This is a genomic window from Staphylococcus sp. HMSC62A08, assembly GCF_001839105.1.
Taxonomy (GTDB): domain Bacteria; phylum Bacillota; class Bacilli; order Staphylococcales; family Staphylococcaceae; genus Staphylococcus; species Staphylococcus caprae.
Genome location: NZ_KV840039.1, coordinates 24,587 through 47,653, shown reverse-complemented (window position 1 = coordinate 47,653; position 23,067 = coordinate 24,587). Strand labels below are relative to the sequence as shown.

The following is a 23,067-nucleotide window of genomic DNA, read 5'->3' as shown; positions in this document are numbered from 1 at the left end:
TAGATGTTGGAAAATGATAATTGAAAAATTATTGAGAGCGTCATTTAAATTATAAAAATTGAATAACTTAAAGGTTACATTTATCTTTCATTTGTGAAAGAAACCGTGACAGAATAACTTAATCACGTTAAAATAGTGAATGATGTATGTTTGTTTAATGACATATACATTCAAAAACTAGAGTTTGATTGAATCTTTTCTTATTATATAGCAGTTATTTTTTAATCAAACTTGTGTGGTGAATATAATGAATTATCCTAATGGTAAACCATACTCTAAAAATAAGTCTTTGGACGGACGCAACCCATCGCCATTTTCAAGTAAAATTGAATACGGTGGACGCGGGATGTCACTGGAGAAAGATATTGAGCACTCTAATGCTTATTATCTTAAGAGTGGCATAGCAGTCATTCACAAAAAGCCTACCCCCGTTCAAATAGTGAATGTTCACTATCCTAAACGAAGTAAGGCTGTGATAAATGAAGCTTATTTTCGTACACCTTCAACAACCGATTATAACGGTGTTTATAATGGTTATTATATCGATTTTGAGGCAAAGGAAACGAAGAATAAAACTTCTTTTCCATTAAATAATATTCACTCGCATCAAGTTGAACATATGAAAAATACATATCTTCAAAAGGGAATTGTTTTTCTTATGATACGTTTTAAAACGCTTGATGAAGTCTATATTTTGCCTTATTCAAAATTTGAATTTTATTGGGAAAGATACATCCAAGAAATTAAAAAATCGATTACTGTTGAAGAAATTCGGAAAAATGGTTACCATATTCCTTATCAATATCAACCAAGATTGGATTACCTCAAAGCAGTTGATAAGTTGATATTAGATGAAAGTGAGGACCGCGTATGACGGAAAATAAAGGGTCTTCTCAACCTAAAAAGAATAATAGTAAAACTGGTGGGAAGTCCGACGGAAAAAAGAATAGGAATGTTAAGAGAACGATCATCAAGATCATTGGCTTTATGATTATCGCCTTTTTCGTTCTGTTGCTACTTGGTATCTTGTTGTTTGCTTACTATGCATGGAAAGCACCAGCTTTTACCGAGTCCAAATTAGAAGATCCAATTCCAGCTAAGATTTACGATAAAAATGGAGATCTGGTTAAAACATTGGATAACGGCCAACGTCATGAACACGTCAACATTAAAGACGTGCCTAAAAATATGAAATACGCCGTTTTAGCTACAGAAGATAATCGATTCTATCATCATGGTGCGCTAGATTATAAACGTTTATTTGGTGCTGTTGGGAAAAACTTAACTGGTGGATTCGGTGCTCAAGGTGCGTCAACATTAACACAACAAGTTGTTAAAGACTCATTCTTAACGCAACAAAAATCTATCGGTCGTAAAGCTCAAGAAGCTTACCTTTCCTACCGTCTTGAACAAGAATATAGTAAAGATGAAATTTTCCAAGTTTACTTGAATAAAATTTACTATTCTGACGGTGTAACAGGTGTTAAAGCTGCTGCTAAGTATTACTTCAACAAGGACTTGAAGGACTTAAACTTAGCTGAAGAAGCTTATCTTGCAGGTTTACCACAGGTTCCAAACCTTTATAACATCTATAACAATCCAAAAGAAGCTAACGATCGTAAAGATACAGTTCTTTACTTAATGCATAAACATCATAGAATTAGTGACAAGCAATATGCTGATGCTAAGAAGATCAATCTTAAAGCGAACTTAGTTGAACGTACTAAGAAAGAACGTCAAGTTAACGGTAATGAAAAAGATACAGAGTATGATTCATATGTTAACTTTGTTCAATCAGAATTAATGAACAACAAATACTTCAAAGACAAAAACTTAGGTAATGTCTTACAAAGTGGTATTAAGATTTACACTAACATGGACAAAGATGTTCAAAAAACGCTTCAAGATCGTATTGATAATGGTGGTTCTAACTACTATAAAAATGATGACCAACAAGTCGGTGCAACTATCTTAGATAGTAAAACTGGTGGACTCGTAGCTATATCTGGTGGACGTAATTACAAAAACGTAGTTGAACGTAACCAAGCTACTGATGCACACCCTACTGGTTCTTCATTAAAACCTTTCTTAGCTTATGGACCAGCTATTGAAAACATGCAATGGGCTACAAACCATGCGATTCAAGACGAATCATCATATTGGGTTGATGGCTCAGAATTTAGAAACTATGACACTAAGAGTCATGGTAATGTATCTGCTTATGATGCTTTACGTCAAAGTTTCAACATTCCTGCCCTTAAAACTTGGCAACAAGTTAAAAAATCAGCAGGAAACGATGCACCTAAGAAATTCGCTTCAAAAGTTGGCTTAGATTATAGTGGTAAAATAGGTCCATCAGAAGTACTCGGTGGTTCATCTTCTGAATTCTCACCTACTCAATTAGCTTCTGCATTCGCTGCAATTGCTAATGGTGGTACTTATAACAATGCCCACTCTATTCAGAAAGTTGTTACTCACGATGGTGATACGATTGAATATGATCATTCTAGTCACAAAGCGATGAAAGATTATACAGCTTACATGTTAGCTGAAATCTTAAAAGGTACATTTAAAGCATACGGTTCAGCATATGGACACGGTGTTTCTGGAGTTAATTTAGGTGCGAAAACTGGTACTGGTACGTATGGTGCTGAAATTTATCAACAATATAACCTACCAGATAGCGCAGCTAAAGACGTATGGATTAACGGATTTAGTCCTCAATACACAATGTCAGTATGGATGGGCTTCAATAAAGTTAAACAATACGGTACTAACTCATTTGTCGGCCACTCTCAACAAGAATATCCACAATATCTTTTCCAAGATGTAATGTCAGATATTTCTTCTAAAGATGGCGAAGACTTCAAGAAACCTAAAGATGTTAATGGTAGCGATGGTGATAACTTATCTGTTGCAGGACATCCTGACAATAACACTACAAACCGCAGTGTTCACGGAGATAGCGATACTTCTTCATCAAGTTCAAGCAACGGTTCATCATCAAGCTCTAACAGTAGTTCAGGCAATACTAACGGCTCATCTCAAAGTAGCTCAGGTAATGCACTGACACGACTATTTAACTTAAATACAATTTTGATGATAAAGCATCATAATTCATTTAAAAGGGTCCCAATTTTGAACTTCAAAATTGGGATTCTTTTTGTATACAAAAACCCTCATTTATGCACTTTATAGGTCTTAATGCCTTTTAGTCATAAGTGAGGGTTTATTTACTATTTATTGTTTTGTCGTTTCTTTCTTATTTGATAAGATGCATTCATTTTAATCAACTCAGATTTTAACGTTTTCATCTGGCGATAGCCCATAAAATGATATTTTCTTGCGACCATATAATGATAGCGTTCGTCAAAATTCATTGGTACTACAGGATATTCGTTTAGCTTATCAAAGTTGATGTGGTCAATTTCGTTAATTTGTTTAAAGTAATTCAATATCATTTCAAAGTAATCATCAATAACTGGTTGAGCTTCTTGTGATTTTAATTTTTTCTGACTTGCATATGCATCTAATTGTGTTTCAAGTTGTTCGAAATCACCTTTTTCAATCATGGAATCACGCTTCTTTCAAACTTGCTTTATAACGTTTCTGCCCTTCGCGACAATCATCTAACAATGGACAAATATCACATTTAGGCTTTCTGGCTAAGCAATGATATCTTCCAAAGAATATGAGTTGATGATGACTTTTATTCCATCGTTCGCGAGGAATGATGTCACATAAACGATCTTCAACTTGTCTTACGTTGTCTTTCCAGCGGTTAATACCTAGACGTTTAGATACTCTTTCTACGTGTGTATCGACAGCTAAAGACGGTTCGCCAAATGCAACGCTCATCACTACATTCGCAGTTTTACGTCCTACACCAGCTAAACTTTCCAATTCTTTATGGGTTTGAGGAATTTTTCCGTCAAATTGATCTAGTAAAGAACGGCATAACTTTTTAATATTTTTAGCTTTATTGCGATATAAACCTATGGAACGAATATCGTTTTGTAATTCTTCATCACTGACGTTTAAATAATCTTCCGGTGTTTTATACTTTTCAAAAAGCGTGCGCGTTACACGATTGACTAGATTATCCGTACATTGAGCAGATAATAATACAGCAATGGTGAGTTCAAATGCGTTATCGTGTTTTAATTCGCATTCAGCATCAGGAAACATATCAGCGATGACATCTATCATTTCTAAACCTTTTTTCTTACTTATCATCTGGCTTCTCTCCATTTAACCAATCAAATTTGGGTACTTTTTTTACAACATGTTTCATTTTGGGTTGATTTTGATTAAATTGTTCTCTTATTTTTTTTGAGTCATCTACTGTTTTGACATTGTTCTTTTTCCAGTTTAATAGGATACGATCAATGTATTTAAAGCTTAGTTTATTCTGACTAAGTGCTTCGTCTAACGCTGCTTGAATCACAGATAAATCGTGTTGGTCTACATCAATCCATTGATTTAAAGTTTCTATTTCATATGGCGAAAGCGGTCTGCCGAAAGATTGTTCCATCAATTGAAATAATTGTTTAAATTGTTCTACACTATCCGATTCTTGATGATCTAAATTTTGCTTTTTCAGTATTTGACTTAACTTTTCATAAAATGGGTCCAAATTCATATATTCTGTGAATTTACCTTCCTCATCTTTCCTCACATTTAATTCCAACAGTTCGCGCTGAATTAAATTCTGGATGACGGAAGTGATTTGACGCGGTTGCATCGAAGACCCTTGTTGAAGTGTTTCTATAGAGGGTTGTTTATTAGACGTCTCTGAAGCATAAATGAGTTTGATTAAGATGACTAAATCTTGTTCGTCCATACCTAATTCTGCATAGTGATCCAACAATTCTCTTCGAATAACGACAGGACGCGTTTTAAGTTGAAACAAATCCAAGTGCGTTTCCCTCCTATTTAAAATGAACGCCCAGCCGTATGAATTGACTGGACGTTTCTGCTAATCCTTCTAAAATAAAGCGCAAAATTCGCTTCTATTATGGGTATAAACGATTTAATAATCGTGGGAATGGTGACGTTTCACGTACATGTTCGACACCTGAAATCCAAGCGACTGTTCTTTCTAAACCAAGACCAAAGCCACTATGAGGTACACTACCATAACGACGAAGATCTAAGTAATAGCTATAACTTTCTTCGTCTAATTCGTGTTCTTTAATACGTTCTTCTAGTAAATCTAAGTCATTAATACGTTCAGAACCACCAATAATTTCACCATAACCTTCTGGTGCGATTAAATCTGCACATAGTACAGTTTCTTCGTTATCTGGGTTTGGTTGCATGTAGAATGGTTTAATACGCGTTGGATAGTTCGTAATAAATACCGGTAAATCGTAATGATTTGCGATAGCTGTTTCATGAGGTGCGCCAAAGTCTTCGCCCCACTCAATATCGTCAAAGCCTTCTTGTTTTAAGAATTCAATCGCATCATCATAAGAAATTCTTGGGAATGGTGTGGCTACCTTTTTCAATTTAGTTGTATCACGATCTAATGCTTTAAGTTCTAAAACACAATTTTTAAGTACAGATTGTACGACATGTGTCACATATTGTTCTTGAATTTCAAGACTTTCAGCATGATTTGTAAATGCCATTTCTGGTTCAATCATCCAGAATTCGATTAAGTGACGACGTGTTTTGGACTTCTCAGCACGGAAAGTCGGACCAAACGAGAAGACACGTCCATGAGCCATGGCTGCTGCTTCCATATATAATTGACCACTTTGAGATAAGAATGCATCTTGATCAAAGTACTTAGTATGGAATAGTTCGCTCGTACCTTCAGGTGCACTTGCTGTTAAGATAGGTGGATCAATTTTAGTAAAGCCATGTTCATTAAAGAATTCATAAGTAGCACGAATAATTTCGTTTCTAATTTTCATCACGGCGTGTTGTTTCTTAGAACGTAACCATAAATGACGATGATCCATTAAGAATTCAGTACCATGATTTTTAGGCGTGATTGGATAGTCATGTGCTTCATGAATCACTTCAATTGATTTCACTTGCATTTCATATCCTAAATCTGAACGATTATCTTCAGTAATTGTGCCTGTCACATAGAGTGAAGATTCTTGAGTAATATCTTTAGCTAATTGGAATGTTTCTTCATCCACTTCAGATTTCACTACTACGCCTTGCATAAATCCAGTGCCATCACGTAATTGTAAGAACGCGATTTTACCACTAGAACGTTTATTTGTTAACCAAGCACCAATTGTCACTTCTTGGTTAAGATGTTGTTTTGCTTGTTTAATCGTAGTCTTCATAACTAAACTCCTATTTTTCTATTCTTTTTTAATACTCATTTATTTTAACAAAATCTCTGTTTAACTTCTACATGTTGACTTTTTGAATCTTTTGCTGAAAATGTCTGCCTCAGTAGAAATTCGAATTTATTTTTTCTTTTTCATGGACTTTTGAATTTGTCCGACTAATTTATTAAATTGTTTGATATTCCCTTTTTTCTGGCGATAATTCTCCAAGGTTTGGGCAAAGAAATTCTTGAAATTACTATTTACGAGTCGATCATCAAATGACACAATAAGTCCTTTGTCATCCTCATGGCGAATCAGACGTCCTAAGCCTTGTCTAAAGCGTGTCACAGCATCTGGAAGCACATATTCTTTGAATGTCGACGTGAATTCAGTGTCCATAAGCCAATATTTCGTATTATGTTTATTCATAAATGGTAATTTCGCAATCATGACACATTTGATACCATTTGCTTGAAAATCAAATCCTTCGAAAAATGTTGAAGTACCTAGCAATATCGCTTTATCAAAGTTGTTAAATTGCTGAACAATTTTATAATTTTGATTTTGTTGTTGTGTTAGTACTACGTAGTCTTCAAATGGAGGTAATTCATTTAACATGTCTTGTACCATATGCATCATTTTATAACTTGTAAATAAGACAAGACATTTTGAATTGGTGATGGATACATATTCCACTAGATAATCCACAATCGAAGCAACATAGTCCTCGATATTCTTATAATTGTAAGATGCAACATCAGTAGGAATGAATACGTTGGTATTCTTCGCAGCTGTCATCGAAGTTGAAACTTCGTAAGTGTTAAATTCTGTATGATCATTAAACCAATTTTTGAAGGCGTCGAATGAATGATTAAACGTTAACGTACCTGAGATAAATGTAAGTGAATTAAATTTATCAAGCACTTGCTTTGTTAAAATATCTTTAACTTCATAGTCTTTGACTAATAAGCGAATGGTAGACTTTTGAGACAAGTTTTTAATTGAAATATAACTTGTGTGATTGTCTTTTAAACTTTGTTCAATTTGTTTAAATCGGTCATTGAGATATAACAATTGCTTACGAATAGATTTGATTGTTTTATGACTAATACCATTAAAAATTTCAAGCGTCTTATTCAGTTTATCAATAATCGCATGTAAATCTTTTAAAATATTGTCAGTTTCAAATTGATAGACGTAATGGTATTTATGAACATCGTCATCGTAGACTTCAGAAGACTGAATGATTTCGTAGATCGTATTGAATAATTGTTCGTTTAAATCATGAATTTCAGTGATATTTGTCTTTAATCCGAAGACGTCAATTGGTGCGATATCAAGTTTCTCTAATATACGTTGTTGTTCTAGTTTATCAACAGCTTTAAGAAGTTTTTCATTTTCATTTTTACCAATTAAGCCTAATTGATACTTAATATCTGAATAATTCAACTCGTTTGTAACTTGATTAAGTGCATAATCAGGTAAGCGATGAGCTTCATCAATAATACAATCATCAAAAAGTTGATAAATAGAATTTTCAGCGTCTGAATGTATTAAATGTGCATGGTTTGTAATACCTATTTGTATATTCTGAGCATTGCGCTTAATAAAGTTATAATAATGAATGTCATGGCGAACTGGAACATACGTTTCAATCTTCTGATCAAAGTACATTTTTTGTCCGCCTTTTAAGTTTAATTCTTGAATATCGCCTGTCGCTGTTTCCGTGATCCAAATCAATAATTGCATTTTTAAAATACTTACTTCGTAATTACTTGTTTCGTCTTTAAGTATTTGACTAATTAAGCCTAATGAAATGTAATCGTTTTTACTTTTGATTAATGATGCATTAATTTTAAAGTTAAGTGCGTCATTAAGTGCAGGGATATCCTTTTCAAGTAATTGGCTTTGCAACAACTTGGTATTGGTAGATATCATGACATGTCTGCCTGTTTCTATATTGTACATGAGTGCTGCAAGAAGATATGCCAGTGATTTACCGCTACCTAGTGGTGCTTCAATCATTGCTTTATCACTATGCATCAGTTGTTCAAGAATAATCTCAGATAAGTAAAGTTGTTGAGGTCTGTATGTCATACCGAGTGCCTTTATGGCTTTAGTGTAGAGCGTCTTAAGTGAACCGTCGAAACGTGTGACTGGCCCTTTCAAGTCAACTTGTTTACGATAGATAATTTGTTCAAATTGCCCAAATTTCTCATCTAGTGGTTTGGATTGATTGTTTCTAACCATTTCAAACAAAATATTGTATAAATCATACTTCAGATCTTTACTTAAATAGTAAAGTTGCTTTTGCGTATCTAAAGGCAGATTTTCAAATTTTTCAAATGCTTTAATCATCAGTTTAGCTGTCGTCGTTGCATCTTCATCAGCTCGATGTGCATTGGTTAATGGAATATTGTGTGATTGTGCGAGTTCGCTCAATTGGTAACTTTTATCTGTCGGGAATGCAATTTTAAACAATTCAAGCGTGTCCATGACCTTTTTAGGTCTGAATTGAATGTTGCAATTGTCGAAAGCATTTTTAATAAAATTAAGATCGAACGAAATGTTATGAGCAACGAAAATGCAATCTTTAATTTGGTTGTATATATCCTCAGCCACTTCATTGAAATATGGTGCTTGCGCAAGCATTTCCTCTTCAATCGATGTTAAGGCTTGGATAAATGGTGGGATTTCCAGATCAGTGCGAATCATTGAATGATACGTATCAATAATTTGATGATTACGTACGAAAGTAATCCCGATTTGAATGATTTCATCATAATCTAACTGATTACCAGTCGTTTCTAAATCTACAACTGCATATGTTGCTATTCCCATAGCGCTCTCTCCTTGTCTTTATCGTTTATAAATCTATATCTGCACTCATTAACCTATGTAAGTTACCTTCATCATCTTTCACAAGTAGGAATCCGTCTTGGTCTATATCAAAGGCTTCACCTATAAATTGATGGTCATTTTCTGTGAAGCGCAATTGACGGTTCCACATATTTGTCGCAGCAATGTATTCTTCTCGAATCGTCTCGAATGGTTGATTTAGGAATTGATTGTAACGTTTATTAATCTCATAAAGTAACGTTTTAAGAAAATCATACCGATTTATTTTATCGTCAGCATGCATTCTCATACTTGTGGCTCTATGACGAATCTCTTCATTAAAGTCGTCCTCAACATGATTCATATTAATACCTATACCACAAATAATGGCCTCTATAGCATCATAATTAGCAACCATTTCAGTTAAGAAACCACAAATTTTCTTATTGCCTATGTAAATATCATTTGGCCATTTAATTGCCACACGGTCATTAGAGAATTGTTGAATCGCATCTCTAATGCCTAATGCAATAAAGAGATTGAATTTAGGTATGAGTGCAAATGGAACATTAGGTCGTAATACTAGGGACATCCACAGTCCTTTTCCTTTTGAAGAACTCCAATTGCGATTAAAGCGTCCTCGCCCTTCTGTTTGTTCATCACTTAAGATTAAAAATGAATTTTTGTTCCCAACGAGTGCTTGTTTCGCTTTTAATTGTGTAGAATCTACAGTGCTATACACTTCAATTTGATCGAAGGTATCTAATTCTTCAATAATTGGTTGAACAATACCGCTGTACCATTGATCAGGTAAGGCATTCAGTTGGTGTCCTTTGTGATTCACAGATTGAATATCGCAACCGTCATTTTTTAATTGATCAATAATCTTCTTAATGCCAGCTCTAGATATATGAAGCTGATCGGCGATATATTGTCCGGAAATATGATTTGGTTGATTCTCATATAACATTCTTACAACATCTTGGCTATACTTTGACATTCGCATCCACCCATTCCAGTATTTCTAATTTAGTGTTATTCATTTGTTGTGTAATAATCGCAAGTTCTATTTGTCTCAATACATCTTTTAACCAAGGTCCTGATTTGACTTGGAGGTGTTTGATGATATCTCCCCCATTGACGTCCATTTCCTTTCGAGTGTGGATTGGTAATTGTGCATCGGTTTCCTTGATTGATGTCGCATTGATTATTAAAGGATTGGCAATTTCTAAACCGTTTTCCTTTAATGTGTCATTTGCTGTTAATACGCATTCTATGTCACTCAGATTGTAATCATAGACGACTGTAATTAAATCTTGTTTAGATTCTACCTTTGGCAAGATTTTGATGAGATTGACAAAATTTTGGATATTAGATTTTTCTCGATTACTAATTTTAAGTGCTTTGAGTGAGTCTTCAATTGGTTGTTGCGCTAACATCAATGCAATCCAGATTTCAAAGGAAAGTGGTTCGTTTATGAATACTTTATTCATATTGAACGCCTTGAAAAACGGAATATAATTAAATGCTTGAAGCTTTTTCATATTTTTAAAACTTTCAGAAACATTGATTCCGGTGATTAATTTTTTTAATTCAACAACAATTCGCTCGATTGATAAATATTGAATATCTGAGATTTGAGTAGCCATTGCTTCAAACGTTTCATTAACTATTTGAAAATTAAGCTGAGATTGAAAGCGAAGACCTCGAATAATACGAAGTGCATCTTCTTCAAAGCGTTCTCGTGCTACCCCTACAGTACGAATCTGTTTTGCTTTGATATCGTCTTCCCCATCAAAGTAATCATATGTCTTGTAATTCGCATCCATAGCGATGGCATTGATTGTGAAGTCGCGACGTTGAACATCTTGATATAAATCACGTACGAAATGTACTTCGCTTGGTCTTCGATGATCGACATAGTCTTCTTCGGCACGGAACGTGGTTACTTCATAATTTTCATCGTTATAAACGACATTAATTGTGCCATGTTCTTTCCCGATAGGTATCGTCTTATCAAATATGTCTTCAATCTCATCTGGCCTAGCACTGGTCGTGATATCTATGTCATGAATTTCACGTCCCATTAAATAATCGCGCACAGATCCACCAACATAGTATGCTTCAAAGCCGTGTTGTTGTATTTGATTTAAGATAGGTTTAGCACGTTCAAATAACTCATATCTCATCTCAGTTTTCACCTTGTTCTAACATTTTTTGATAATAGTGCTCGTATTGATTTGTAATTAGTTCTGAAGCAAAGCGGTCACGTATATCATCAAGCATACGTGATTGCATTTCTGTATAGAGTGCCTCATCTTCTAATAGTCGTATTGCATATTGTGCTGCTTGTTCACTATCACCAATATCCACGTTGTAACCAGTTTCTTCATGTTTAATCACTTCTTTAATGCCACCTGCATTTGTACCAATCGGTAATACACCTGTTTTCATTGCTTCTAATAATGTGAGACCAAAGCTTTCCTTTTCACTTAAAAGTAGCACAAGGTCAGATAATTGGTAGAATGCGCTGACATCATTTTGTTTGCCTAAGAATAACACATGTTCTTCTACATCGAGCTCACGCGCTTTTTGACGCATATCTAATAATTCTGGACCATCACCCAGTAAAATTAATTTACTTGGTATACGTTCACGTACTTTCGCAAACGTTTCAATAATGGTATCGATACGTTTGACCTTTCGGAAATTTGAAACATGGATTAAGACCTTTTCTTCAGGTGCGATACCATAACTTTCTTTTAATTCTTCGTTATGACATGTTGGAAATTCATTTTCACGAACGAAATTATATATCGGTACAATTTCTTTATCTGTATCTATAATTTCATAGGTTTGTTGTGCGAGCGAACGACTTACACTTGTTACAATATCACTTTCTTCAATACCGAATTTAATGGCATTCTTCAAGGAATGATCGTAACCGAGAACAGTAATGTCGGTACCATGAAGTGTCGTCATTATTTTGACATCTTTTCCTGACATTTGTTTCGCTAAAATACCACAAACTGCATGTGGTACAGCATAATGCATATGTAAGATGTCTAAATCATACTCTTGAATAACATCTGATATTTTCGTGCTTAATGTAATATCATAAGGTGGATATTGGAAAACAGCGTACTGATTTACTTCAACCTGGTGGAAAGTAATATTTGGCAATGGCTTGCGGATTCTAAAAGGAATATTTGAAGTAATAAAATGAATGTCGTGACCGCGTTCTGCCAATTTGATGCCTAGCTCTGTAGCAATAATTCCAGAGCCTCCCATGGACGGGTAACAAGTAATACCAATTTTCATTTGCGCCCATCCTTTCTTTAACTTAACTTATTTTCTTTCGAAACGATTCTTATCACGTGTATTAAATTTATCCATTGTTTCATTAAAGCTCTCGGTCATGTCTATACCTAGTGAATTGGCGATACATAATAATACAAATAAGTTATCGCCTAATTCTGCTTTAATTGAATTGTCAGCTTCGGAATCTTTCTTTTTCTTTTCACCGTAATAATGATTAATTTCTCTCGCTAATTCTCCAACTTCTTCTGTCATTCTTGCAAGATTTGCGAGTGGCGAGAAATAACCAGCTTTAAATTGACTAATATATTCGTCGACTTCCCTTTGCATTTGCTCCATCGATTTCATAAATGACAATCTCCTTTAATGCGTTTCTCATATAGTATATTACAATTTAGTGGCTGATGCATTTCAAGTGCAATTTAGAATCATTTGTTATTTTGAAAAATAAAAAACCTGGCAAGTGTTACATCGGAATGTAAACTCAACCAGGTTGAAGTGTTCGTATTTAATTAGTCGCTTGATCTTGCAAGTAAAATAATACGTGCAAGTTCAGCTAATGCTACTGCTGTAGAAGCTACATAAGTCATTGCAGCGGCAGAAAGCACTTTCTTAGCATGTTTGTATTCTTTCTCATTTACGATATTTAACGCAGTAATTTGCTTCATAGCTCGAGAACTTGCGTTAAACTCTACAGGTAATGTCACGATCGAGAATAATACTGCAAGTGACATTAGCCCAGCACCAATCCAAAGTGCAGTTGAACCAAATACACTACCGAATGCAGTTAACACGATACCTAACATAATAACAATGTAGCTTAATGAACTACCGATATTTGCTAGAGGTACCAATGCACTTCTAAATCTTAATGGTGCATAACCTTGTTGATGTTGAATTGCGTGTCCAACTTCGTGGGCTGCAATTGCTGTACCAGCAACTGAAGGTCTATCGTAGTTTGCAGGAGATAAACAAACAACTTTTTTACTAGGGTCATAGTGGTCTGTTAAGAATCCGTCACCTTTAACTACATCGACATCGTAAATGCCATTCGCATGTAGAATTTCCTCAGCAACTTCTCGTCCAGTTTTACCACTTGTGGATCTCACTTGTGAGTACTTTTCATAATTAGATTTAACTTTGTGTTGAGCCCACATTGGGATGACCATTAATATTACGAAATATATAATCATAGATATTAAAGACAATAAACTCACTCTCCTTTAGTATTATTTTACTGTCAAATTAATGTTTAATCAAATGTTTTAACTTTCAAAAATCGCTTTAAAAATAAATATAAAATTAAAGCAATGAAACTGAGACATACTGATAATACCCCGATTTGTGCTGTATGTGAAGCAATAAAATCATAGTATGGGAATTGTCCGTAACCATAGTCTATGACATCGTTGATGCACACCCATATAAAACTAACAATAAAACCCAAAATAGTCACTTTAAATCTCGGATAAAAATAGATTGCCTCGCACGCCATTATGCCATGTGAAAGTATCAGCATCACACCATTGATTGTAGCCTCGCCTTGTTCAGCAATCATTAAAATATTCATAATCACTGCCCATACACCATACTTTAATAGTGTCACAAATGCTAAAGCATCAATCATATCTATATTTCTATTAAATAGCATGAATAGGATGGATATACACAAGAATAGTGAAGCTGTAGGACTATCTGGTACAAATGGTTTGAAATAGTTTGGTGTGATAAATAGTTGTCCGCTATACCAATCATATCCATAGATGGTTCCGAATATATTACATATGAGCAGTATGATGAGTATCCATCTTTGGTAAAGGCTTGTCTCCCATATCCACTTGTACGTATTCATCGCTCTTCCTCATAAGTTGAATCCACAAGTCTTGCTTTTAAGGCATTTAGTATTTGTGTGAGCTGATAAAACCGCTCAGGTTCATTCATTTGTAAACTTAAATCGATATTATCTTGAATATTCTCAATTAGTGACGTTTGCTTTCTTTGATTCATAGAAATGGCGTATAAATCTTGCACATAAGAAGAATAACTAGGCGAATGCATGAGTTGCGCTAATATTAAATCATCGAGACGTGGTTCTTGGTGATTTTTTGTAAAATGAATCTGAATATCTAAACGAATAGTATGGTTTGCGATATAATCAAAGATTTCATTTGTATTAATATACGTTTCATCTTCTGTCGTAAATTGAATTGCAGAAGCGTGTGTGTTCACTTCTGCAATTTCTAATGTATGATGCTGTTTAATTTTATCATTTACAAAATGTACCAAATTGAGTTTATCATGATTGGCTTTCAAATAGTTTAACACCCAAACGGTAATTCTCGATTTGAATCGATAATGAAACAACAAATATTCTAGAAAACTTTGTTTCATTCGTATGAGCGATTCATTCATATATATTCACCCACTCTACTTACGATTGCATTCTCATAGCTTCATCATGCCAAGTTTCATTACTAGGATCAATGTCTAATAATTGATTTAAAATCGCTTTCGCTTTGTCTTTGTGACCGATTTCTAATAAGTAGAAGTAATAGTCACCTAAGAATTCCGATTGTGTCTGTAATGTCGGATATGCGAGTTCAAAGAAATGTTGTGCTTCTTTGTCTCTTTCTTCTTGACCATATGCATACGCTAAATGCCACATAAATACAGGGTCTAAATCTTCTTCATCCACGAAAGTGAGAAGTTCAATAATCGCTTCGTAATCTTCTTCGCTACGATATAAATCACTTAAGATTAATAACGGTTCATGGTACGCATTGTCAACTTCTAATGCTTGTTTTAATAATTCGACACCTTCATTGGCATCGCCATGTTCAATTTCCAAGCTACCTGTAGAAACCATCAATTCTTTATAGAATTGGCTAAGTCGAAGTCCTTCTTTACCAGTTTCGATCGCATCAGGGTAGTTCTTTTCATTTTCGTAGAGAGATTGAAGATAGAAGTACCCTTGTATAAAGTCTGGATCTTTAGAAAGTAAAGTCTTCATAATTTTAATTGCTTCTTGAGTGAGGTCATTCTTCTCATATGCAATAGCTTTCTTGAAATAATCTTCCGAAACCATTTCCTCTTCACTGATTTCATCGAATAAACCAATGGCATCCGTATAGTTACCACTTTGTAAACTGCAATCAGCCATTCTTGAAAATAAATTCACACCATTGACTTGATATTCACCAGTTTCTAAAACAGTTTCATATTCTGTTGTAGCTCGTAAATATTGGCCATCATAGTAAAGTAATTCCGCTAAAGCAAAATGAATAATCGGATCGTTTGGTTCAAGTTCTAATGCATCTTGTAGTTTATCAATCGCGACTTCCAACATATTAATTTGTTGGTATAAATCAGCTTCGAGCATTAATTTCTCTGTAGACGTTTCTACTTCAGCTAAATATTCTAATGCTTCATCTGTTTGATTCTCAGACATGAGTCCTTCGATAAAGTAAATGAGTAACTCACTTTCGTCTGGATATTTATGATACAACGTTCTAAAAACTTCTAAACCTTGAGGTGTTAACCCGAAATTGTAGAGGGTTTCACCAAGAATGAATAATGCATCGTCATTGTTAGAACTTAATGCTTCATTCACACGAGAGTCTAAATTGTCTAATTTTTGTAGATTGATATCGTCTATTAATTTATAGATATCTTCCATGGTTTATTTTCCCTCATTTTCTAAAAGCTTAAATTTTGGTAAGAAACCTGGGAATGAGACATTGACAGCATCAAATTGCTCAATGGTTAAAGGCTCGGAACTTAAAAGTGAAGCAACTGCCAACATCATGCCAATACGGTGATCTGTTTGACTATCAACTGTTGCACTCGCTTTAAATTCAGATGGATGTATAATCAAACCATCATTTGTAGGTTGCAAACGAAATCCTAACATACCTAGCATATCTGCAGTCGTATCGATACGATTCGTTTCTTTGACCTTTAATTCTTCTGCATCTTTGATGATACATGTACCTGAAGCTTGTGTACACAATAACGCAATTACAGGTAGTTCGTCGATCGCTCTTGGAACGATATCGCCTTCAATCGTCAATGGCTTTAAATTCGGTGTATATTTCACGCGAATCGATGCTGTGGGTTCAGCTTCTTCAGTGACATGACTGAGTTCAATGTTTCCTCCCATTTGTTCAACGATGTCTATGATACCTGAACGTGTAGGGTTAATGCCAACATTATGAATTGTGATGTCGCTACCTGGAGTAATGAGTGCTGCAACGATAAAGAATGCCGCTGATGAGATATCCCCAGGGACGTGGAAATCTTTTGCCTTAATATGTTGGATGGCGTTTGGAGATGTTTGGATTGTTTTGCCGTCGACTTTGATTGGTATATTGAAATGCTCGAACATTGTTTCAGTATGGTTTCTACTTACATCAATTTCAGTTACTGTCGTTGCTTCTTTTGAAAAGATACTCGCAAATAGAATCGCACTTTTTACTTGAGCACTCGCAACCTCCATTTGGTAATCGATACCTTTAATGGTTGATGGCTTAATAATTAACGGTGTGTAATTATCTTCTACTCCTGATATACGTGCATTCATTTTTAATAGTGGTTTAAGCACCCTATCCATTGGACGTTTACCAATTGAAACATCACCTGAAAGTACGCTCTCGATACCCAATCCGCTGAGTAACCCAGCGAGTAGACGTGTAGTTGTACCAGAATTACCAGTATATAACACTTGATGTGGCGTATGAAAATGTTGATAACCAGGTGAATCGATAACGATTGTGTCCTCATTTTCAGTGATAGAAACGCCTAATAATTTAAAAATTTCCATGGTTCTGCGACAATCTTCGCCTAACAAAGGTTTAAATATTGTTGTTTGCCCAGTAGCTAGAGAGGCGAGCATTATCGCGCGATGTGTCATAGATTTATCGCCGGGAACTTCAATTTCACCTTTCAGTGGGCCGTGAATATCAATGATTTCACTTGTGGACATGTTGTTCACCTACCTTATATATGATTGTAATACATGAAATGCTTTAATATGTGTTGCCTTATCAACATGAACAACAGTGGGTTTACCCCAATCTTGAAGTAAAACCATTTGGATACCTTCTTTATTGTTCTTTTTATCTAATAACATGAAACGATATGTGTCATCAAAATTGAGTTGAGATATGATGTCTAAAGGATAATCCAAACGTTGCATGTAATGGATGAAGTGTTGAATATCATAATTTGTACCCAATATCTCATTTGCAACGATAAATTGATATAAAATACCAATCATTACAGCATGACCGTGTGGGATTTTATGTTTATATTCAACTGCGTGACCAAAGGTATGTCCTAAATTAAGGGATTTTCTTGTACCTTTTTCTTTTTCATCTTCAACGACAATGTTTAATTTCGTTTGAATGCCTTTGAATAGGTAGTCGTCTAAGTTCTTCAAAGATGATAAATCGTCGTGAGTATTGAAGTTGTGCTCGATGTGAGTGGTTGCTTCCTTACCATTCAGTAAGGCGTGCTTATAAACTTCTGCATATCCACTCAATATTTCGCTATAAGGCAAAGTTTCTAGGAAATCTAAATCATAGATGACAGCATTTGGACGATAAAATGCACCTATCAAATTTTTACCGTGCTGCGAGTTAATGCCTACCTTTCCACCGACGCTTGAATCGTGCGCTAATATTGTCGTCGGAACTTGGATAAATCCAACACCTCTCAATAATGTAGCTGCAACAAATCCGGCGAAATCCCCTGTTGCACCGCCGCCTAATGCGATGATACATGTGTTACGTGTGAGTTGTTTGCTTAATAATGATTCAATCGTTTGTTGATATTGTTCAAATGTTTTTGATTGTTCACCAGCAGGTATGATGATGTGTTCTGCGTGATGTTTAGAAATCAGGCTATTGATTTTTTCGGAAAATTGATGATACACATTGTCATCAATAATAAAGAATACTTTGTCATAATCTTTAATATATGTGTCCAAATATTTAATAGCATGATGTTCTACTATAATTGGATAGTTGTTACTTTCATAAGTTGTTTCAAGTTTCATCTTATCACCTCTAATAGCATGATGGGGTTAAAATTCAATGTTCAATTGGCGACGTTCTTCAATTTGAGCTTTTAATTGGTCGATATGATTAGATTGGAATTCTTCCAGTAAAGCTTTCGCTAATTCGAAAGCAACCACATGTTCACAAACTACACTTGCAGCGGGGACAGCGCAGCTATCAGAGCGTTCTATAGTCGCTTTGAAATCTTCTTTTGTGTTAATGTCAACTGAATTTAAAGGTTTATATAGTGTAGGAATTGGTTTCATTACCCCGTTGACGATAATAGGCATTCCGTTACTCATGCCGCCTTCAAATCCTCCGAGATGATTAGAGCCTCTATGGTAACCTTTCTCGCTATCATAATGTATTTCATCTTGTATTTCGCTACCAGGTTTTTCAGCTGCTTTAAATCCTTCACCAAAACTGACCCCTTTAAAGGCATTAATACTGACGACACCCTGTGCAATTCGGCCATCTAGTTTACGATCATAATGAACGTAACTTCCCACACCTACAGGCATATTCTCTGCCATGACTTGGACTACGCCACCGATGGAGTCTCCTTCTTTCTTCGCTTCATCGATTTTGTCACGCATGTGTTGTGCTATGTCTTCATTAATCACACGTACATCATTTTTGTCTATATTTGCTTTGAACGTCTCAGTATCATATAGCCCTTCGTCTTTAATACCACCGATTTCTACAACACGACTGTACATATGAATATCTAGTTGTTCTAGTAAAATTTTAGATACAGCGCCGACTGCAACACGTGCTGCAGTTTCTCTTGCGGATGAACGTTCTAAAACATTTCTTAAATCACGGTGATTATACTTCATTCCCCCAATAAGATCGGCATGGCCGGGTCTTGGTTTTGTAATAGTACGCTTCATGTTTTCTCGCTCTTCATCGCTGATTGGTGCGGCGCCCATTATTTTTCTCCAATGCGTAAAATCATCATTAGTGACGACCAAAGTGATTGGACCACCAAGTGTAAAACCTTTTCTTACACCAGATACAATTTCGACTGCATCTTTTTCGATTTGCATGCGTCGTCCTCGTCCGTATCCGCCTTGACGTTTAAACATTTCCTTATTAATATCTTCAGCTTTAATTTCTAAATTAGCTGGTACACCTTCAATGATGACTGTAAGTTGTGGACCATGTGATTCACCAGAAGTGAGGTATCTCATGAGCGCACACTCCTTTCTATTCTTTATTGCATTAAATTGTAATATGTTTAATATATTATCATATTCATTCACACAACATAAGTCTTGGAAGTTCTCATCGACAATTATATTTCCCAAAAGAAAACGCAAAAAGAACTGACTTAACATAAGTTAAATCAGTTCTATGTGGATAAAATGAAATTCATTTATATAAATTTTTATTCGTATAACCAATCTTCTCTTGGTGAAGTGTAGTCAGCAATTTCATTACTGCTAAACCATAATTTAATTTCACGTTGTGCAGATTCAACAGAATCAGAACCGTGAATAATATTTCTTCCTACTGTTAAACCAAGGTCACCTCTAATAGTGCCTGGTGCTGCTTCAGAAGGGTTTGTACTACCAATAATGTGACGTGATACTGCAACAGCGTCTTCACCTTCTACCACCATTGCAAATACAGGAGCTGAAGTAATAAATGAAATTAACTTTTCATAGAAAGGTTTTCCTTCATGTTCACTGTAATGTTTTTCAGCTAATTCTTTAGGAACTTGCATTAGTTTACCGCCTACAAGTTTTAGCCCTTTGTTTTCAATTCTAGAAACAATTTCTCCAATTAAATTTCTTTGTACTGCATCTGGTTTAATCATTAAAAATGTACGTTCCACTTTGTGCTTCCCCCTGTGAATATGTTTCATTCATTTACCGAAATATGTATAGGTAATAAATCCTATTTAACAAGATAAGCAATTTATCCTGCCACCTTTCCATAGTAACAGGATAGTAAAACGCTTTCAACTCTTGTCACAGAACTTACTTATTTCTACTGCCCATTTTTTTAATTAATTTTCTAAATAGTGCTTTATTTGGGTTGTCCTCTAACTCGTCAATAAGCTTAATTGCTTTATTTAAATATTTTTCGCTTATAACTTTTGACTCTTCAATGCTTTGTGATGTTCTGATCGTTTCGATACATTCATCAAATGCTGATTGTGGGCTTTCAGGGTTTAAATCAGCAACTTTTTGTTTGAACGCTTGATCTTTTCTCATTTCTAAAAGTACAGGCAAAGTAATATGACCATTCATGAGGTCACTCCCTACAGGTTTGCCTAATTTCTTTTCAGAACTTGTGAAATCTAATACGTCATCAATGATTTGGAAACTCATTCCAATATAATGACCAATCATTTTTAATTTACGAACCACTTCGTCTGAAGCATTAGAAGTTAGAGCGCCAACTTCAGTGGCTAGTTGAATCAACAACGCAGTTTTACGGTTGATACGTCGCAAATAATTAGTGATATTTTGGTCGCTATTAAATTGATCTTGGAATTGGAATAATTCACCCTTACATACATCAACGATAGATTTAGAGATGATGTTATGTACACGGCTATCTTTAATTTCAGATAAATGTTGAAGACCTAAAGCAAGTAAAAAGTTACCTGTCAAAATGGCTGTCGTTTGATCCCATTTTTTAGAAATCGTAGGACGTCCACGTCTCTTGTCGCTCTTATCTATAACATCGTCGTGAACTAAAGTCGCCATATGAATAAGTTCTAAAGCTACGGCAACGCGATACGTATTCTCTGAAGTGTCTTTACTATCGCCGAATTGACTGCTTAAAATAACAAAAACAGGTCTTACCCTTTTACCACCTGAAGATAATAAATGGAAAGCAGCATCCTCTAAAGTTTGATCAGAACTTTTAATCGCATGTTGTAGACGGTCTTCAACCTTTTTAATTTCGTTATTAATGTTTAACTTTGCCACGTTAATCACCTTTGGTAGAATCTTTTTCTTTATAGCCAAGGTGCATTGCAGCAACGCCACCTGTAAAGCTACGTACTTTGATATCGTTGAATCCTGCTTCAAAGAATAAACGTTTCAACGTTTGTTTATCAGGAAAATTAAATGTCGATTGTTGTAACCATTCATATTCTTCTTTTGATTTTGCGAACATTTTTCCGAAAATAGGCATAACAAATTTAAAGTAAAGACTGTAAACTTGTTTAAATACTGGTAATGTTGGTTGACTTGTTTCAAGACATACGACCTTACCGCCTGGTTTAAGCACACGGTGCATTTCCTTTAATGCGCCTAAATAATCAGGGACGTTTCTAAGTCCAAATCCTACAGTCACGTAATCGAATGTATTGTCTTCAAATGGTAAATTCATCGCATCACCATGTACAAGTTCAACGTTATTTAATGAAGCCGTTTTTTCCTTACCAACTTCGAGCATATTTTCACTGAAGTCTAAACCAGTCACTTGACCGCTGTCACCTACTGCTTTACTTAGCGCAATTGTCCAGTCTGCTGTGCCACAACATACGTCTAGGGCTTTGCTACCTTCTTCGACACGCATGTCTTTCATCACATGTTTTCTCCAAACTTTGTGCTGTTCAAAGCTAATAATATTATTTAATCTATCGTATTTTTGCGAAATATTTTGAAATACTGTATGTACTTGTTCTTTTTTTGCTTGATTTTCAGCCATGTTCATTACCTCTTCTTTTTGTATAGCTTTGATTAATATCTTCGAAAAATTGATCAATTGCATCTTTCGTATATTGTTTTAAATATGATGGATAATAACCATCATATTTTGAAGTTAAGTCTTCAAATAAAACGAATTTATCAACGTCATCTATGAAATGAGAAATCGTAATATATGGGAATAGCACTTCAATATCGATGATAGCTTCATTTATGTCTTGTTTAGGCAGAGCGTGTTGATGAAGCGAAGATTTAAGCTCATTCACTTTTACTATGGCTTTACTCATATTTAATTGATATGAAGGGTCATCCATTTCTGCTAACAAGGTATAATAATGAGCACTTAATAAATCACCTATTAAAATTGCGTTTTTTGATAAGTTATTTTTAGTAATATCATCTAAATGACGCATTGAAGTGTCAATAGTGAGGCAAGCAAGTTTAGCTATCTCAGGAATTTGATATGAATCTAATAAAGCACTTAAAGATGAATTAATATGTATTGATTCATAATCATTAATCCCTTTAAGCTTATGTTCTATTTGTCTGTTTAGTTTGCTTATTGTCGTTTCCATGTTCACACCTCACGATATTATCATAACTAATAGTAACATTATATGTATGAAAATAAAATCTATAGGAGTTGTTCTTTTGTAGTAATTACGCATCTATTTATATGATAGGTTGTAAAAAGCACATTTATCTTTAGTTATGTAAAAAAATGAACCTATTACATTGTGGATCCTCATAGGTTCAGATTAAATGTTATATAATTGAAACGCTTATATAAAAAATGTAAAAAGGATTACATTAGTCTAATGACTAATGCATAAGAACGCCTAAAATTTTTAAAAATCAGGCGTTCTAAAATAATTAAAAAAGCCCCTG

At 34.8% G+C, this 23,067-nt stretch carries 21 protein-coding genes and 1 pseudogene; 2 read left to right on the top strand and 20 right to left on the bottom strand.

Going from position 1 to position 23,067, the window contains the following annotated elements:
* Positions 1-247: 247 nt before the first annotated feature.
* Positions 248-874 (top strand): Holliday junction resolvase RecU, encoded by a 627-nt coding sequence (gene recU, locus HMPREF3264_RS06300; RefSeq protein WP_070872507.1) that lies wholly within the window; start codon positions 248-250, stop codon positions 872-874.
* Positions 871-3,084, top strand: a pseudogene (locus HMPREF3264_RS06295) (transglycosylase domain-containing protein); the annotation flags it as partial. The gene recU and the pseudogene HMPREF3264_RS06295, both read left to right, overlap by 4 nt.
* Positions 3,085-3,236: 152 nt before the next feature.
* On the opposite strand, the gene HMPREF3264_RS06290 reads toward HMPREF3264_RS06295, so the two are convergent.
* The 20 genes from HMPREF3264_RS06290 to HMPREF3264_RS06195 form a co-directional block, all read right to left on the bottom strand.
* The gene (locus tag HMPREF3264_RS06290) at positions 3,237-3,572 is read right to left on the bottom strand and encodes a YpoC family protein (protein ID WP_070872505.1); all 336 of its coding nucleotides are present in this window, start codon (positions 3,570-3,572) and stop codon (positions 3,237-3,239) included.
* Between the two features lie 4 nt (positions 3,573-3,576).
* The gene (gene nth, locus HMPREF3264_RS06285) at positions 3,577-4,236 is read right to left on the bottom strand and encodes an endonuclease III (RefSeq protein WP_070872502.1); all 660 of its coding nucleotides are present in this window, start codon (positions 4,234-4,236) and stop codon (positions 3,577-3,579) included.
* On the bottom strand, positions 4,226-4,918 hold the full coding sequence (locus HMPREF3264_RS06280) for a DnaD domain-containing protein (RefSeq protein WP_002442934.1): 693 nt from the start codon (positions 4,916-4,918) through the stop codon (positions 4,226-4,228). The genes nth and HMPREF3264_RS06280 overlap by 11 nt, the downstream gene beginning before the upstream one ends.
* Positions 4,919-5,015: 97 nt before the next feature.
* Positions 5,016-6,308 (bottom strand): asparagine--tRNA ligase, encoded by a 1,293-nt coding sequence (asnS, locus tag HMPREF3264_RS06275; RefSeq protein ID WP_070872500.1) that lies wholly within the window; start codon positions 6,306-6,308, stop codon positions 5,016-5,018.
* A gap of 126 nt (positions 6,309-6,434) precedes the next feature.
* Positions 6,435-9,137: a helicase C-terminal domain-containing protein gene (locus tag HMPREF3264_RS06270; RefSeq protein WP_070872499.1), complete on the bottom strand. Its 2,703-nt coding sequence runs from the start codon at positions 9,135-9,137 to the stop codon at positions 6,435-6,437.
* A 25-nt stretch (positions 9,138-9,162) separates the two neighbouring features.
* On the bottom strand, positions 9,163-10,134 hold the full coding sequence (locus HMPREF3264_RS06265) for a biotin--[acetyl-CoA-carboxylase] ligase (RefSeq protein WP_070872496.1): 972 nt from the start codon (positions 10,132-10,134) through the stop codon (positions 9,163-9,165).
* Positions 10,121-11,323, bottom strand: a complete 1,203-nt coding sequence (locus HMPREF3264_RS06260; protein ID WP_070872494.1) for a CCA tRNA nucleotidyltransferase — start codon at positions 11,321-11,323, stop codon at positions 10,121-10,123. The genes HMPREF3264_RS06265 and HMPREF3264_RS06260 overlap by 14 nt, the downstream gene beginning before the upstream one ends.
* Position 11,324: 1 nt before the next feature.
* Positions 11,325-12,455, bottom strand: a complete 1,131-nt coding sequence (bshA, locus tag HMPREF3264_RS06255) for an N-acetyl-alpha-D-glucosaminyl L-malate synthase BshA (RefSeq protein WP_070872491.1) — start codon at positions 12,453-12,455, stop codon at positions 11,325-11,327.
* 27 nt (positions 12,456-12,482) lie between these two features.
* On the bottom strand, positions 12,483-12,800 hold the full coding sequence (locus HMPREF3264_RS06250) for a nucleotide pyrophosphohydrolase (protein WP_002442946.1): 318 nt from the start codon (positions 12,798-12,800) through the stop codon (positions 12,483-12,485).
* 164 nt (positions 12,801-12,964) lie between these two features.
* Positions 12,965-13,660 (bottom strand): zinc metallopeptidase, encoded by a 696-nt coding sequence (locus HMPREF3264_RS06245; RefSeq protein WP_002442948.1) that lies wholly within the window; start codon positions 13,658-13,660, stop codon positions 12,965-12,967.
* A gap of 44 nt (positions 13,661-13,704) precedes the next feature.
* Complete coding sequence (locus HMPREF3264_RS06240) at positions 13,705-14,304, bottom strand: DUF1405 domain-containing protein (protein WP_070872488.1); 600 nt, start codon at positions 14,302-14,304, stop codon at positions 13,705-13,707.
* Positions 14,301-14,864, bottom strand: a complete 564-nt coding sequence (locus HMPREF3264_RS06235) for a YpiB family protein (protein WP_070872486.1) — start codon at positions 14,862-14,864, stop codon at positions 14,301-14,303. The genes HMPREF3264_RS06240 and HMPREF3264_RS06235 overlap by 4 nt, the downstream gene beginning before the upstream one ends.
* 19 nt (positions 14,865-14,883) lie before the next feature.
* Entirely contained in the window at positions 14,884-16,128 is a 1,245-nt protein-coding gene (locus tag HMPREF3264_RS06230; RefSeq protein WP_002442955.1) for a tetratricopeptide repeat protein, read from the bottom strand.
* Between the two features lie 3 nt (positions 16,129-16,131).
* A complete protein-coding gene (gene aroA, locus HMPREF3264_RS06225; RefSeq protein ID WP_070872483.1) occupies positions 16,132-17,433 on the bottom strand; it encodes a 3-phosphoshikimate 1-carboxyvinyltransferase in 1,302 nt (433 codons plus the stop codon).
* A gap of 9 nt (positions 17,434-17,442) precedes the next feature.
* The gene (gene aroB / locus HMPREF3264_RS06220; protein ID WP_070872481.1) at positions 17,443-18,507 is read right to left on the bottom strand and encodes a 3-dehydroquinate synthase; all 1,065 of its coding nucleotides are present in this window, start codon (positions 18,505-18,507) and stop codon (positions 17,443-17,445) included.
* 27 nt (positions 18,508-18,534) lie between these two features.
* Positions 18,535-19,701, bottom strand: coding sequence for a chorismate synthase (aroC, locus tag HMPREF3264_RS06215; RefSeq protein ID WP_070872479.1), 1,167 nt, complete (start codon positions 19,699-19,701; stop codon positions 18,535-18,537).
* Between the two features lie 197 nt (positions 19,702-19,898).
* Positions 19,899-20,348 carry a nucleoside-diphosphate kinase gene (gene ndk / locus HMPREF3264_RS06210; RefSeq protein WP_037541453.1) on the bottom strand — a complete coding sequence of 150 codons (450 nt, stop codon included), beginning with the start codon at positions 20,346-20,348 and terminating at the stop codon, positions 19,899-19,901.
* 145 nt (positions 20,349-20,493) lie between these two features.
* Positions 20,494-21,453 (bottom strand): heptaprenyl diphosphate synthase component 1, encoded by a 960-nt coding sequence (locus HMPREF3264_RS06205; RefSeq protein WP_037541455.1) that lies wholly within the window; start codon positions 21,451-21,453, stop codon positions 20,494-20,496.
* Position 21,454: 1 nt separating this feature from the next.
* Positions 21,455-22,180 carry a demethylmenaquinone methyltransferase gene (locus HMPREF3264_RS06200; protein ID WP_070831249.1) on the bottom strand — a complete coding sequence of 242 codons (726 nt, stop codon included), beginning with the start codon at positions 22,178-22,180 and terminating at the stop codon, positions 21,455-21,457.
* Positions 22,173-22,754, bottom strand: coding sequence for a heptaprenyl pyrophosphate synthase subunit A (locus HMPREF3264_RS06195; protein ID WP_070872477.1), 582 nt, complete (start codon positions 22,752-22,754; stop codon positions 22,173-22,175). The genes HMPREF3264_RS06200 and HMPREF3264_RS06195 overlap by 8 nt, the downstream gene beginning before the upstream one ends.
* Positions 22,755-23,067 lie beyond the last annotated feature (313 nt).